Here is a 12893-nt window from a genome sequence, read left to right on the forward strand (position 1 = left end):
CCTGGCTTTCCTTATTTTTAATTTGTTTGTGATATATCCGTTGCAGAAGCAGGCGTGCGATCAATTAAATCATATGTCATGCAGAGCGGTTTGCCGCTCTTTGGATCAGTTACGACGTGGGCATCAATGCCAAACACCTGCCGGAGAACATTTTTACAAATGACATCATTGGGGCACCCTATACATTGTACTTCTCCACTGCACATAGCGATTAAATGGTCAGAAAAACGGGCAGCATGATTTAAGTCATGAAGCACCATGACAATCGTACGGCTTTCTTTCTCATTCAGCTCCTGAAGAAGCTCCAACACTTCAAGCTGATGGGCCATATCAAGGTAAGTCGTCGGCTCATCCAGAAGCAGAAGGTCCGTATCCTGTGCCAGTGCCATAGCAATCCAGGCCCGCTGGCGCTGTCCGCCGGAAAGGGAGTCCAGCGTCCGGGAGGCAAATTCGGAGACTCCAGTATCCGTCATAGCCTTTTGAATAGCCTCGTGGTCCTCCGCAGTTAATTTTCGTGTACGTTTGCGGTGGGGATGCCGGCCGAATGACACCAGCTGCTCCACCGTCAACGTAAGCGGAATATCCGGAGTCTGGGCAAGCATTGCCATGTTTTTAGCCACTTCTTTTGTTTTCATTTCATGAATAGATTTGCCGTCTAGGTACACACCGCCTTCTTCAGGGGTCAGTATACGGGACAGTGATTTAAGAATCGTGGATTTCCCACATCCATTTGGCCCGATAATAGACGTAATTTTTCCTTCTGGTATGTCAACGCTGATATTTTTCAGGACTTGTTTATTTTCGTAAGAAACGTCTACCTGCTCTGCTTGAAGTCTTGCCACCGTCGCAAGCCCCTTTCTTTTCTGCAATCTCAGTCTTGTCCTACACCGTCCATAAAATTGATAATGATTTTCATTTAAAATTATAACGATTTTGCGTTAAAATAGCAAACAGATGCACAAATTTATTATGGAGGCGGATCCTGCTATGACTCTTCGCGAACTAGACCACCAGCTCGCCATGTTAAAATCAGATTATGTACGCATCCAGGGAGATCTGGAAAAACTCGAATCTTTCGGAGGCAACACTGATGGTATTATGCGCGAGCTCGACATTCTTGAAAAGGAAATGCACGACATTAATACACAAATCCGGGAATACAATAAATAAGCGGGCAAGTCGCGGCCCGCTTTCCTGTTACGATGAATTATTCCTCCAAATATCTCCTCGCACCTGCATACTCATCTGCATACCCGGAATCCTCCAGATTAACGATTTCAACCGTGCTCCGGGAATTCGGCGAATGCATCATGTCACCGCCACCGATGTACATACTGACGTGGTGCACCCTTCTTTTTAAACAGCCAAGCAATTATTATTTTCCACTTTTATGAATTCAGTCAGTTTCCCAATGCTGAAAACGGGAATGACATGGAGAGAAAAAGATGAAGCTATAGGAGGAGTAGTATGACACAAGCAGAAGAAACCTTGTTTAACCAACAGCATATAAGCAATCATATCTTTAAAAATAAGCTGATCGTTGCTCCGATGACACGGATTAGCGCAGATGACGATGGCACGCCAAACGACCGGATGCGCAGATACTATGAACGTTATGCCCTCGGCGGGTTTTCCGCTGTTATTTCGGAGGGGATATACACCGATGAAATCTACAGCCAGGGCTACGCCAACCAGCCCGGACTCGCCAATGAAAAGCATCAGGAAGGATGGGAGCCGATCACAAAAGCAGTCAAAGAGCATGGAAGCAAAATGATCGCCCAGCTTATGCATGCCGGCGCACAGTCCCAGTACAATCAGTACACAAGTGAAACAGCTTCCGCTTCTTCAGTGCAGCCTCCTGCTGAAAAAGTATCTTCCTACGGCGGCCAGGGAGCTTTCCCAGTCCCGAAAGCCATGAACGATGATGATATGGAGACTGCTAAGCAGGGTTTTATTCAGGCTGCTCTTCACGCATTAGAAGCGGGATTCGACGGTGTAGAGCTTCACGGAGCGAACGGGTATCTGCTTGATCAGTTTTTATCCGCTTCCACCAACAAGCGTACAGACCAGTACGGAGGTCCCGCAGAAAACCGTGTACGCTTTCTTACCGAAGTAATCGAAGCCGTGCGCGAGGCCATCGGCCGTGTTCCTATTCTTGGTATCCGTATTTCGCAGGCCAAAGTCACAGACGGCTCTTACCGCTGGCCGGGCGGGGAAGCAGACGCTGCAGTCATTTTCTCCGAGCTCGGGAAGACGCCACTTGATTATATTCATACTACGGACGGCGACGGTCTTGGCGAAGGCTTTGGAAATGATACGCTCAGCATGGCCCAGGCGGCTAAAGAATACAGCGGCCTGTCCGTTATTGCCAACGGAGACCTTGGAGACACGGGAAAATCCTCCTATGCTATCAATGAAGGTGCTGCTGATTTTGTCTCTCTCGGCAGAACAGCCCTGGCCAATCCCGATGCCCCCCATCGCATTCTCCGCGGCCACCCGATGAACAGCTTCGATCCTTCTCTTATTATGCAGCCACTTGCTAATGTGAAGGATGCAGAGCTTGAACAAAATATCTTCAAGGAATAAAAAGAGGAGAGGCCGGCGTGGCCTCTCCTATTCTGCAGGGGTACCGGAAACAAGAAACCGTACTTTTTTCTCCCCTAATTTAATGCTCACAGGCGTTTCCGTATAAACTTCTCCATCCGTGTCTGCCTGTTTTACCGGATCGGTAGTCAGTTCGATGTTTTTGCCGAGCACGTGCTCAATGGGACTGTTTTCCTTATCAATTTCTTTGGTGCCCATCGTGGCAAAGAATTCCCTCATCAAGCTGTTTCCGCCCTCTGGAACAATGAAAATTTCAAATTGCTCATCCTGCATCGAAGTGTCGCCTACCGGGACCTGGTTGGTACCGATAGAGTGGCCATTCATGATCAATATCATTACCGCTTCCCCGGTGTAGTTTTCTCCATCAATTTTCATTTGATAAGAAAATACTTCCGGATTCTGAACCGTTTGCAGCGTGCTGATAAAATAACTTAACTTTCCGATTGCACCTTTTAGGTTTTCATCAATGTTTTCCGAGGTTTCCACAATCAAACCGATTCCGTAAAAGTTAGCGAAGAAGCGCTCGTTCATGGAACCGATATCGATTTCTTTCGTATTTTTTTCGAGCATATCTGTCATCGCCCGTTTGGGATTCTGTGCCAAACCGAGAGATCTTGAGAAATCATTACAGGTACCGTACGGGAGCACTCCTACATCAGGGGCGTACGGTGACTCCATCAGCCCATTGATGCTTTCATGAATTGTTCCGTCGCCGCCGGCAATAAATACCGCCTCTACCTGTTCATCAATCGAAGCGCACGTTTCACGTACATCGTCTTTGGACTGGGTCTGTCTGATGACCAGCTCTACAATAGAAGTTCCCCATACCTGGATAAATGTATTTAACTGCTTTTGTTTTTCATTAACGTCTTTGTTTCCGTTAATAATAAGTAAAGCTTTTTGATACATATGAACGTCTCCCCTATCCTGTCAAATACACGGCTTCTTGTTTAGAAGACGCTAACCGTATATTCCCATTTCCTTAGAGGAAAAAACAAGGGAGAAGCTTTCTACCTGCAGTGCAGAATCATTCTTTTGGAGCCATTGTATAAATTAGACCAGTACATACGATCTGCGCCGGGCGGGCAAGTATCGCGCCTCCATACTGATTTCATGCTTGTGCTTTGCGTATACGTTAAAACGTGCACTTCCTTCGGGTTTTTTCCGGCAACCCAGGCCCCGCCTTTTTCAAGAGAAATAAATTGTGCTCCCCGCAGTGTTTTTATGTTCCGGTAGGCCTTCAGGCTTTCATCCATTAGGGCGGCATACAGCACAACCTTTTTCGATTCCTGTTCCGGAGAGGAGATACCGGTTTTTTTCCAATGTTTTTTGACACACTTTACTACGTCCAGCTGACTCTCCATATTTGCTCCTGTCAGTTCTTTCATTACATTCTGAATAATAGAAATAAACAAATCATCAATTTCAGGCGCTATTCTTTTCGTATGATGCTGTTTTTTCATCTTTATACCGCTCCTTCATTAATCGCAATTTTGAAGCATTGGGCATTTCGCACACACTTCCTCACTGCTGCTCAATGCTTTATAAATCGAACACCAGGACCGTTTCGCATAACAGATCGGTACATTTTGATTTTTGGCCCGTTCCTTTAATTTGGCGGAAACATTGTGATTGATGAAATCAGTCAGCACAAGCACCAGATCAATATTTGGCGGAATTTCCTTTTGCACCATTTTTACTTTTCGCCCGCTGACATGCTTGATATCCTGAAAGCCTAATTCTTTTAACCGGTCGGGAATGGCCCCCAGTCTGTCTGCTCCAATGATCATCAATCCGTCCATGCTTATCCTCCTATTTGAAAATAATTCTCATTTGTTATATACAGTTTATTGAAAACGATTCTCAATGTCAATGTTTATTCCTGAGCCTGAAGTTTTTATTCTTTCTCTATGTGGAATATACTTGATAGAGTATGCTGTCAGTCAGTTAAAAAGAAAGGGAGGCACTTGTATGAAAAGCCGCGAAGAAGTTCATATAGAAACATTTACCGCGGGAGACGACGGTACAATACCTAATCATCCGAGTTTTCCTGCGCTCGTTTATAGACAGACTGTAACCGGCTCTGAGGATGTTAAAGAACTTTTTAATACAAATAACTGGCTGGGAGCATGGAAAGGAAGTGTATTTAAATACCATCATTATCACAGTAATTCGCATGAGGTGCTTGGATGCGTAAGTGGTTCCGCCCTTTTGCACATAGGCGGCGAACAGGGCCCACAGCTTAATGTAAAACACGGCGACGTATTGATTCTTCCGGCTGGATACGGCCATAAACTCATTGAGCAGAGTGAAGACTTTGCGGTTATTGGTGCTTATCCAGGCGGATCGGATTATGATATGTGTACCGGGGACCCTTCCGAGCGCCCGGAAAAGGTAAACAATATTTACGGCGTTCCTCTTCCCGATTACGATCCCGTTTTCGGTTCAGATGGACCACTTTTTACTTATTGGACAAATTTTTCATAAACGAAAGGAAGCAGCATATAAAATGGCAACGAAAACAAGACAAATACTTCTGCACGAAAGACCAAAAGGCCTGCCCGATAAAAACACCTTCGCATTTAAGCACGTGGAAATCGACGAACCAGCAGAGGGAGAAGCTCTTCTGCAAATGATCTATATCTCTGTTGACCCGTATATGAGAGGACGAATGGATGACCGCGAATCGTACGTCCCGCCTTTTCCGCTTCATAAACCAATTGCCGGCGGGGGAATCGCGAAGGTCCTTAAAAGCCGCGATGATTCTTTAAACGAAGGCGATTATGTGACCGGCAATCTGCCGTGGCAGCAATACGTTAACGTGAGCGCTTCGGATGTACGCAAGGTCCAGGCGGAAGCAGCTCCGGTTTCTGCTTATTTAAGCGCTGTCGGCATGCCTGGCCTCACCGCCTATTTCGGCACCCTCAGCATCGGTCAGCCTAAAGAGGGAGAAACATTCGTCATCTCCGGCGGAGCCGGCGCTGTCGGTTCACTTACGGGGCAGATTGCTAAAATGCAGGGAGCGCGTGTAGTCGGCATTGCAGGCACCGATGAAAAGCTGGATTACATGAAAAGTATTGGCTTTGATGAAGTAATTAATTACAAAACTGAGGATTTAACTAAAGCCATTAAACGGACGTGCCCGGACAAAGTAGACGTGTACTTTGACAACGTCGGGGGCGAAATGAGCGATATTGTGTTAGATCATTTAAATAAATTTGCCCGTGTGGTTCAGTGCGGGGCGATTTCTACTTATAATGATCCGGACAATTACGGGCCAAGAGTCCAATTCAAGCTCATTAAATCAAGCGCATTGATGAAGGGCTTCATTGTAGGCGATTATGCCGATGAATTTGAAGAAGCAACCAAACAGCTTGCAGCCTGGGTGGCTTCCGGGGACCTGAAATATGAAGAAACAATTCTCACCGGATTCGACCGTATTCCAGAAGCATTTATCGGCTTGTTCACCGGCCGGAACACGGGCAAACTGCTCGTGGATGTTTCCCAATAACACCAGAATTTCGTTGTGCACTACAAAAAGCCGCCTGACCAATTTTATGGACAGGCGGCTTTTTTATACTTTCATTAATTCAGGGACGGACCCGAAGGCTTTGGAGCCATCTGTTTTTCTCTTGACTGCTCCTTTAATTCCTCTTTCTTTTTTACTTCCTGGTTACTTGGGGGACTCAGGCTGAGAATTTTGTCTCCAGCCTCAGGCTTTATTGCATTATCAAGAGCGAAGAACTCCAGGCGTCCGGTCGGTTTTTGGATGCCAATCAGCACTACATCCTCCGCCCGGTCATTTAAATATGACTGGTACGGATATTCTTTTGTTAAAGATGTTAATTTAAATACGTAACCTGCATCTACTTTCCAGTTCAGTTCTTCAAACGTCGCTCCTTTTTCAAACAGGACACGGCCTCCGACTTTTCTCATCAGCTCATCGGGCTCATTCCGGTCTGACTGATGCCAGCTGAGCTGAAACAAATCCTTCCTTCCGAATTCAGGGACAAAGGTCGTGCACACCAGCGAATTATAAGAATCCCGGTCAGTAGCTGCGATAATCTTATTGTAGGGTGTCATGTCCAGTGAATACTCCGACTGCTCGGAGAGAATCTCTCCCCGGTAGTAAGCGATCCCCGCTTTACGGGCGTTGAACAAATGCTCAAACGAAGAGTCGGCAATCAGAACCGGCACATTCATTTCCTTCAGCTTTTGGGCAAGGCTTGTAGTAAAGGAGCTTCCCCCTACGAACAAAACTCCGGGAAGCCCTTCTTTTGAAAGGTTTAACCTTCTGGCAAGCGGCCCGATAGTAAACCCGTGGATACATACCGTAGCAAACACGAGCGCAAATGTAAGCGGGGTAATAATGGAAGCCCCGGCATAGTTGTATTCTTCAAGCACATTTGCAAAATACCCTGCTACCGTCAAAGCCACGATCCCCCGGGGAGCGATCCAGCCAACCAGAGCTTTTTCCCCAAATGTTAAATCGGTTCCTATGGTTGACAGCCATATCGAAAGCGGACGAACTAAAAACAGCATTAAAAGAACATACGCGATAATCTGCGGATCAAAAATCTGCATCAGCGTGGCCCGGTCGAGTGATGCGGTCAGCATAATAAATATCCCCGAAATCAGCAGTACAGAAATATTTTCTTTAAAATGCTGCATATCACTGATGGAGCTGATATGAAGGTTTGCAATCGTCATTCCCATTGCAGTAACGGCCAACAGTCCCGTTTCATGCATGACTACGTCCGAAATGACAAAGCTTGCAATCACCATCGACAGGACGACCGGAGATTTCAGAAACTCCGGCACATGCCCACGTTCAAAGGTCCATCCGATAATTCTGCCAAAAAGAATTCCAAGAAAGACAGCAAACAACGAAGCCATAAAGAAATTAACGAGTGATACGAAGGCTGACTCTTCAGACGTAAAGGTGCGGATAATTTCAAACGCAAATACTGCCAGAAGAGCGCCAAACGGATCCACGACAATTCCTTCCCATTTAAGTATTCTGGCCGGCCTTGGCTTCAGCTTTGCCTGCCGGAGAAGCGGCAGAATGACGGTAGGTCCTGTGACGATCAGCAAACCGCCGATAATAAAGGATACTTCCCACGATAAGCCTGCCACGAAGTGGGCTGTTAATGAACCCAGTACCCAGGCCAGAAGAGCTCCTATCGTAATGATACGGTACACTGGCTTTTGAAGTCCCTGAATTCCTCTAAAATCAAGATTCAGACTTCCTTCAAATAAAATTATGGCCACGGCAATCGATACAATGGGGCCATACAGATCGCCAAATGCTTCGGAAGGATTAATCAGTCCAAATATCGGCCCAATCAGAAGCCCGGCAACAGACATAACGACTATGGCCGGAAGCCTCGAGAACCAGGCAATCCACTGGGAGCCGATCCCGACGGCACCGATCAGCATCAATTGAAACAATAGAGAGTCCAGCATACTATTTTCCCTTCTTTCCACTCCCATTTTTTTATCTTTGGGTTTAATCTTGTATGTAATTCGTATTCCTTTCATTTTTTAATCACTTGAAATAAAAAGATACTATACTAAACCCTATCGTTTCAATCAAAGCAGTTTATAAATATATATTTCTTCATAAAAAAGCACGCTTTTAGAAAAAGCATGCTTTTCATTACCTCTCCTCTATTTCTTCCTGTACAGCCTGTCCTAGATGACGTCCAGGCTCATCGGTTCTGCAGTAGATCCGGTCCCCGGGCCGGCAGTCTTTTAAGGCCATCGGCTCGTATTGATCCGTCATTAAATAAACGCTGTCCGCCCACTGCAGAGTAGCCGACAAATTCACGTCCCCTGCGCGGACCTTTACTCTCACAAGCTCGCGTTTTTCAATTTTCACCCTGCCTACCGGCACCTGGCGCGAAGCTGTTGCTTCGTATACGGTCACCGGCTCATCCTGCTCTATTTCTGCAAGATATCTCGTCTTTCCCTCTTCAAAAATGTACTGGTGCACTGCGCCTGCGTTGATGCGAAACACACGGGCTGGATATGTGCTCGTCGTACGATTTTCCGAAAGCGTATAAATATATCCGTGCCCTGTGTCTCCGACGAGCAGGCCTTCCGCTGGAGATAAAACATCTGCTGCGTCTATACAAACACGCGACCCTTCCCCCATCGGCTCTATTGCTTCCACAATGCCCAGTTTCCATACGTCATTTTCCATCATACTCATCAGCAGCCACTGCTTCCGGAAGAGCTTTTTCCTTCTTCTTCCATTTTTATTTTGTGTTCTCTCCCCCATTTTTCCAGCTCCCGCAGGAGTGATTCGAGTGACTCCCCGTAGCTTGTCAGAGAATATTCCACCTTTGGCGGGACCACCGCGTAAGCGTGACGCAATACTAAGCCGTCATGTTCAAGCTCCTTGAGCTGCTTGATTAACGTCTGATGATTGATCTGCTGCAGCTGCTGTTTAATCTCACTGAAACGCAGCGTTTTTCCGACCAGCTCCATAAGAATGACTGCCTTCCACTTCCCGCATACTTTGTCGAGCGTAATTTTTATATTTTCTCTTTCTTCTATTGTCATTCTTTCACTCCTTTAATCTAAAAAAAGACACTACTATATATTCGGATATAAGTATGCGCAAATATATTACATGTAGGTATTATAGCCTTAAAGTCACGTGAATAAACGTATAAAGCCTTTTTCTTCAAAAAAAGCAGCAGCCTCTATTAAGAGACTGCTGGGTTTTACTGTTCTTCTGCTATTTCCGAGAGCTCGGCCCAGCGTGTCATCGCCTGGTCCAGCTTTTCATTGGTTTCCTTCTGGATGCTGGACCATTTTTCGATGGCAGCGAGGTCACTGCCGCTCTGCTCCATCTGTTGCTCTGCTTCTGCCAGTTCATCTTCAAGATGGGCGATGCGCTCTTCGATCTGGTCCCATTCCTGCTTTTCTTTATAGGACATTTTTTTCTTTTCACCAGCCGCGCTGCTCACAGCTGCCGGCTCCGGCTTTTTCTCTTTACTGAGGGCCGGCCGGGAATCGTCCTTTTCTGAACTCATAAATTCTGAATAGTTCCCTTCGAATAAGGTGACCTGGGATGATTCATTAAACACAAACAGCTTTTCAGCTACCCGGTCAAGAAAATAGCGGTCGTGGGAAACGGTGACGACTACGCCCGGGAACTGCTGCAGGTATTCTTCGAGTACGCTGAGCGTCTGTACATCCAGATCGTTCGTCGGCTCATCCATAAACAATACGTTCGGCTCGGTCATTAAAATACTGAGCAGATACACTCTCTTTTTCTCACCGCCGGACAACCGGGAAATATATGTCCACTGGTCCTCGCGCTCGAACAAAAAGCGTTCAAGCATCTGCTCTGCCGAAATACTTTCCCCGTTAACAGTGTATATAACTTCGGCAATATCACGAATATATTCGAGCACACGTTTGGATTCATCCAATTCTTCCTGCTGCTGCGAGTAGTAGCCAAGCTTTACAGTCGGACCGTAAACGACATCTCCGGCATCCGGCTCGATGCGGTTGGCAAGAATGTTTAAAAGCGTCGTTTTTCCAGTACCGTTTGGACCGACAATTCCTATTTTTTCTCCAGGAGTAAACATATAGTTAAACTGGGAAAACATATTCTTCTCTCCGTAGGACTTTTCCAGATCCTCCGCTTCTATTACTTTCTTTCCAAGCCTCGTAGAACCCACCGGAACCTGCAGTTCTTCTTTCTTTGGCGGCCCCTCCTGCTGTTTTAAAGATTCTGCCCGTTCTTTCCGGGCTTTCTGTTTTGTACCGCGAGCCTTCGGCTGCTTCTGAAGCCAGGCCAGCTCACGCTTTAATGTGTTCTGCCGTTTGGCTTCGGCATGCGCTTCATTTGCTTCGCGCTCTGCCCGTTTTTCCAGAAAGAGTTCATAGTTGCCGTCATACTCATAGAGCCGGCCTCGTTCCAATTCAAAAATTTTATTTGTAACCCGGTTTAAGAAATAACGGTCGTGCGTGACTAATATTAAAGCTCCGTTGTAGTTGGACAAATATTTTTCAAGCCAGTTAATCGACTCATCGTCGAGATGGTTCGTCGGCTCGTCAAGAATAAGAATATCGCAGTCCTGAATAAGTGCCCGGGCAATGGAAGCTCTTTTACGCTGGCCGCCGGAGAGTTCATTAATTTTTTGGTTATAGACTGTCAGGCCCAGTCTGTTTAACACCTGCTGGGCTACAGTGCCTGCTTCCCATGCTCCGAGCTGGTCCATCTTCTGCTGGGCCTTCATCCACTGTTCCTGTGCAGCTTCACTTTCAGGCTCCTGCTCTAAACGTGCCTGGGCTTTTTCATAGTCTTTCACTGCTCTCATAATATCGGAAGAGCCTTCATACAAATAATCAATCAGGTTTTCTTCCTCCGGCAGCTCCGGATCCTGTGGCAGGTATTCAATCCTCAGCTGTTTGGAATGCTGAAGCTTTCCCTTCTCCGAGGAATCAATTTCAGAAATCACGCGTAGAAGCGAAGATTTCCCTGTCCCGTTAACGCCGATCAGCCCGATACGGTCTCCAGGCTCGATCGCAAATGAAATATGGTCAAAAAGCACCTTCGTGCCGGTTGTCTGGTATAGATTTTCTGCTACAAGCAGACTCATGTTCTCACCGTTCCTTTCTCGTCCTTTCCTATCTTAGCATACTTGCTCGCGCTCCTGAAAAACCCAGGGCTGATTAAAGCCCGGAAAACAAAAAAGCACTTCCCATCAGGCTGGGAAAGTGCTCTTATGCGAAAAATTAGACTTAGGAAAGATCCATTCTTTTCTTTTTGTTTCTTGGCGGCCGGCTGTTTTTACTGGAGCCGTGACCCTGCCCCTGAGGACGCTTTTGCTTATATTTCGAGGAAGACTTGCCCTGGCCTTTAGAGCCCTTATTACGAAGCGGTGCTTCCGAAGTAAGTTTTACCGGCTCTTCTTTTACCTCGCGTGCGTTCATTTTAAGCGCTGCTGCTACGATTTCTTTTGCCTCGTATTCATTCAGCAGCTCTTCTGCTGTACGCTCCCAGTATTCGTTATCGTCGACTTCCATCGATCCGACCAGTTTTTGTACGGCCTGCTGGGCACGTCCTTCAACTGCATCGTTTCTCGTCGGCTTTGGCGCTTTTTTCAATTTGGCCTGAACCGTTTTTTCGATAAGACGCAGATGCGTCATTTCTCTCGACGGTACGAAGCTGTATGCCACGCCTTCGTTTCCTGCCCGTCCTGTACGGCCGATCCGGTGCACATAGCTTTCCGGATCCTGCGGAAGGTCAAAGTTGTATACGTGTGTGACACCGCTCACGTCAATGCCGCGGGCAGCTACGTCAGTAGCGATCAATAGCTCAATCGTACCTTTTTTGAATTTCTGAAGTACTTTATCTCTTTGAGCCTGCTTCATGTCGCCATGAATGCCTTCTGCTGCATAACCGCGTCTTGATAATGCTTCTGCGAGTTCATCCACGCGGCGCTTCGTGCGTCCGAAAACAATCGCAAGCTCCGGCGGAGTATAATCGAGCATATTACAAAGCGTTTCGAACTTTTCCTGTTCGTTCACTTCGATATAATACTGATCGATCTTCGCTACTGTCATGCTTTTATTTTTCACTTGAACCTGTTCAGGGTTAGTCATGAATTTATCTGCTACACGCTTCAGCTTTGGAGGCATTGTAGCTGAGAATAAAAGCATCTGTCTTGGCTCTGGGATATCCTTTAAGATTTCTTCAATGTCATCCACGAATCCCATGCTGAGCATCTCGTCTGCTTCATCAAGCACCACTGTATTCATTTTTCCGAGGTCGATCGTTTTTCTCCGCACGTGATCCATTAAACGCCCCGGTGTTGCTACAATGATTTGTGGTTTTCTTTTCAGCGCTTTAATTTGGCGCTGAATATCCTGTCCTCCGTAAACGGCTACTGCTGTAACACGTTTATGCTTTCCGAGGCGGTTTAATTCTTCGGATACCTGCACAGCAAGCTCTCTAGTAGGTGCAAGTACAATGCCCTGCGGAGCGTTTGCTGTTTTATCGGCTGCTTCAAGAAGCGGTATGCCGAAAGCTGCAGTTTTTCCTGTGCCAGTTTGTGCCTGGCCAATAATATCTGTTCCGTTCTTCGCTTTTGGAATAACTTCCGATTGTATGGGTGTTGCTTCTTCAAATCCCATTTCTTCAATAGCTTGAAGAATAGGTGATTCCAATCTTAGTTCTGAAAATAAAGTCAAGTATATATTCCCCTTTTATGCTTATTCGATCATTATCGTATGAACTAATTAACATTACCATATTCATGAAAAGA

General features: G+C 46.3%; 13 protein-coding genes and 1 pseudogene. 4 read left to right on the plus strand and 10 right to left on the minus strand.

Going from position 1 to position 12893, the window contains the following annotated elements:
* Positions 1 to 17: 17 nt before the first annotated feature.
* Positions 18 to 842 carry an ABC transporter ATP-binding protein gene (locus Q0757_RS13535; protein ID WP_298788227.1) on the minus strand — a complete coding sequence of 275 codons (825 nt, stop codon included), beginning with the start codon at positions 840 to 842 and terminating at the stop codon, positions 18 to 20.
* Between the two features lie 112 nt (positions 843 to 954).
* Between Q0757_RS13535 and Q0757_RS13540 the strand changes: the two genes are divergently transcribed.
* Entirely contained in the window at positions 955 to 1170 is a 216-nt protein-coding gene (locus Q0757_RS13540; RefSeq protein WP_298788229.1) for an SE1832 family protein, read from the plus strand.
* Between the two features lie 37 nt (positions 1171 to 1207).
* Here the strand turns inward: Q0757_RS13540 and Q0757_RS13545 are convergent.
* Positions 1208 to 1348: pseudogene (locus Q0757_RS13545) on the minus strand (NlpC/P60 family protein); the annotation flags it as partial.
* A gap of 119 nt (positions 1349 to 1467) precedes the next feature.
* Between Q0757_RS13545 and Q0757_RS13550 the strand changes: the two are divergent.
* Positions 1468 to 2586 (plus strand): NADH:flavin oxidoreductase, encoded by a 1119-nt coding sequence (locus tag Q0757_RS13550; protein ID WP_298788231.1) that lies wholly within the window; start codon positions 1468 to 1470, stop codon positions 2584 to 2586.
* A 27-nt stretch (positions 2587 to 2613) separates the two neighbouring features.
* On the opposite strand, the gene Q0757_RS13555 is transcribed toward Q0757_RS13550, so the two are convergent.
* The 3 genes from Q0757_RS13555 to Q0757_RS13565 all read right to left on the minus strand — a co-directional run bounded on the left by Q0757_RS13555 (position 2614) and on the right by Q0757_RS13565 (position 4406).
* A complete protein-coding gene (locus tag Q0757_RS13555) occupies positions 2614 to 3513 on the minus strand; it encodes a diacylglycerol kinase family protein (RefSeq protein WP_298788233.1) in 900 nt (299 codons plus the stop codon).
* A 101-nt stretch (positions 3514 to 3614) separates the two neighbouring features.
* Entirely contained in the window at positions 3615 to 4067 is a 453-nt protein-coding gene (locus tag Q0757_RS13560) for a hypothetical protein (RefSeq protein WP_298788235.1), read from the minus strand.
* 18 nt (positions 4068 to 4085) lie between these two features.
* Positions 4086 to 4406: a DUF2325 domain-containing protein gene (locus Q0757_RS13565; RefSeq protein ID WP_298788237.1), complete on the minus strand. Its 321-nt coding sequence runs from the start codon at positions 4404 to 4406 to the stop codon at positions 4086 to 4088.
* A 169-nt stretch (positions 4407 to 4575) separates the two neighbouring features.
* Here Q0757_RS13565 and Q0757_RS13570 point away from each other — a divergent pair, with 169 nt between their 5' ends.
* Positions 4576 to 5091 carry a cupin domain-containing protein gene (locus Q0757_RS13570; protein ID WP_298788239.1) on the plus strand — a complete coding sequence of 172 codons (516 nt, stop codon included), beginning with the start codon at positions 4576 to 4578 and terminating at the stop codon, positions 5089 to 5091.
* 22 nt (positions 5092 to 5113) lie between these two features.
* Positions 5114 to 6115: an NADP-dependent oxidoreductase gene (locus tag Q0757_RS13575; protein WP_298788241.1), complete on the plus strand. Its 1002-nt coding sequence runs from the start codon at positions 5114 to 5116 to the stop codon at positions 6113 to 6115.
* A gap of 74 nt (positions 6116 to 6189) precedes the next feature.
* Here Q0757_RS13575 and Q0757_RS13580 read toward each other — a convergent pair whose 3' ends face one another.
* The 5 genes from Q0757_RS13580 to Q0757_RS13600 all read right to left on the minus strand — a co-directional run bounded on the left by Q0757_RS13580 (position 6190) and on the right by Q0757_RS13600 (position 12819).
* A complete protein-coding gene (locus tag Q0757_RS13580; protein ID WP_298788243.1) occupies positions 6190 to 8070 on the minus strand; it encodes a sodium:proton antiporter in 1881 nt (626 codons plus the stop codon).
* A 193-nt stretch (positions 8071 to 8263) separates the two neighbouring features.
* The gene (locus Q0757_RS13585; protein ID WP_298788245.1) at positions 8264 to 8818 is read right to left on the minus strand and encodes a 3-dehydroquinate synthase II; all 555 of its coding nucleotides are present in this window, start codon (positions 8816 to 8818) and stop codon (positions 8264 to 8266) included.
* Complete coding sequence (locus Q0757_RS13590) at positions 8818 to 9171, minus strand: helix-turn-helix domain-containing protein (RefSeq protein ID WP_298788247.1); 354 nt, start codon at positions 9169 to 9171, stop codon at positions 8818 to 8820. Before Q0757_RS13590 ends, Q0757_RS13585 begins: the two co-directional genes overlap by 1 nt.
* Before the next feature lie 164 nt (positions 9172 to 9335).
* Positions 9336 to 11225, minus strand: a complete 1890-nt coding sequence (locus Q0757_RS13595) for an ABC-F family ATP-binding cassette domain-containing protein (RefSeq protein WP_298788249.1) — start codon at positions 11223 to 11225, stop codon at positions 9336 to 9338.
* 142 nt (positions 11226 to 11367) lie between these two features.
* Positions 11368 to 12819 (minus strand): DEAD/DEAH box helicase, encoded by a 1452-nt coding sequence (locus Q0757_RS13600; protein WP_298788251.1) that lies wholly within the window; start codon positions 12817 to 12819, stop codon positions 11368 to 11370.
* Between the last annotated feature and the right edge of the window lie 74 nt (positions 12820 to 12893).

It is taken from the genome of uncultured Marinococcus sp. (assembly GCF_947493875.1).
Lineage (GTDB): Bacteria > Bacillota > Bacilli > Bacillales > Marinococcaceae > Marinococcus.

Coding starts and splice junctions, on each gene's coding strand:
- Q0757_RS13580 (WP_298788243.1), bottom strand. CDS start 8,070: ATGCTGGACTCTCTATTGTTTCAATTGATGCTGATCGGTGCCGTCGGG.
- Q0757_RS13590 (WP_298788247.1), bottom strand. CDS start 9,171: ATGACAATAGAAGAAAGAGAAAATATAAAAATTACGCTCGACAAAGTA.
- Q0757_RS13560 (WP_298788235.1), bottom strand. CDS start 4,067: ATGAAAAAACAGCATCATACGAAAAGAATAGCGCCTGAAATTGATGAT.
- Q0757_RS13585 (WP_298788245.1), bottom strand. CDS start 8,818: ATGAGTATGATGGAAAATGACGTATGGAAACTGGGCATTGTGGAAGCA.
- Q0757_RS13565 (WP_298788237.1), bottom strand. CDS start 4,406: ATGGACGGATTGATGATCATTGGAGCAGACAGACTGGGGGCCATTCCC.
- Q0757_RS13575 (WP_298788241.1), top strand. CDS start 5,114: ATGGCAACGAAAACAAGACAAATACTTCTGCACGAAAGACCAAAAGGC.
- Q0757_RS13555 (WP_298788233.1), bottom strand. CDS start 3,513: ATGTATCAAAAAGCTTTACTTATTATTAACGGAAACAAAGACGTTAAT.
- Q0757_RS13570 (WP_298788239.1), top strand. CDS start 4,576: ATGAAAAGCCGCGAAGAAGTTCATATAGAAACATTTACCGCGGGAGAC.
- Q0757_RS13540 (WP_298788229.1), top strand. CDS start 955: ATGCACAAATTTATTATGGAGGCGGATCCTGCTATGACTCTTCGCGAA.
- Q0757_RS13550 (WP_298788231.1), top strand. CDS start 1,468: ATGACACAAGCAGAAGAAACCTTGTTTAACCAACAGCATATAAGCAAT.
- Q0757_RS13595 (WP_298788249.1), bottom strand. CDS start 11,225: ATGAGTCTGCTTGTAGCAGAAAATCTATACCAGACAACCGGCACGAAG.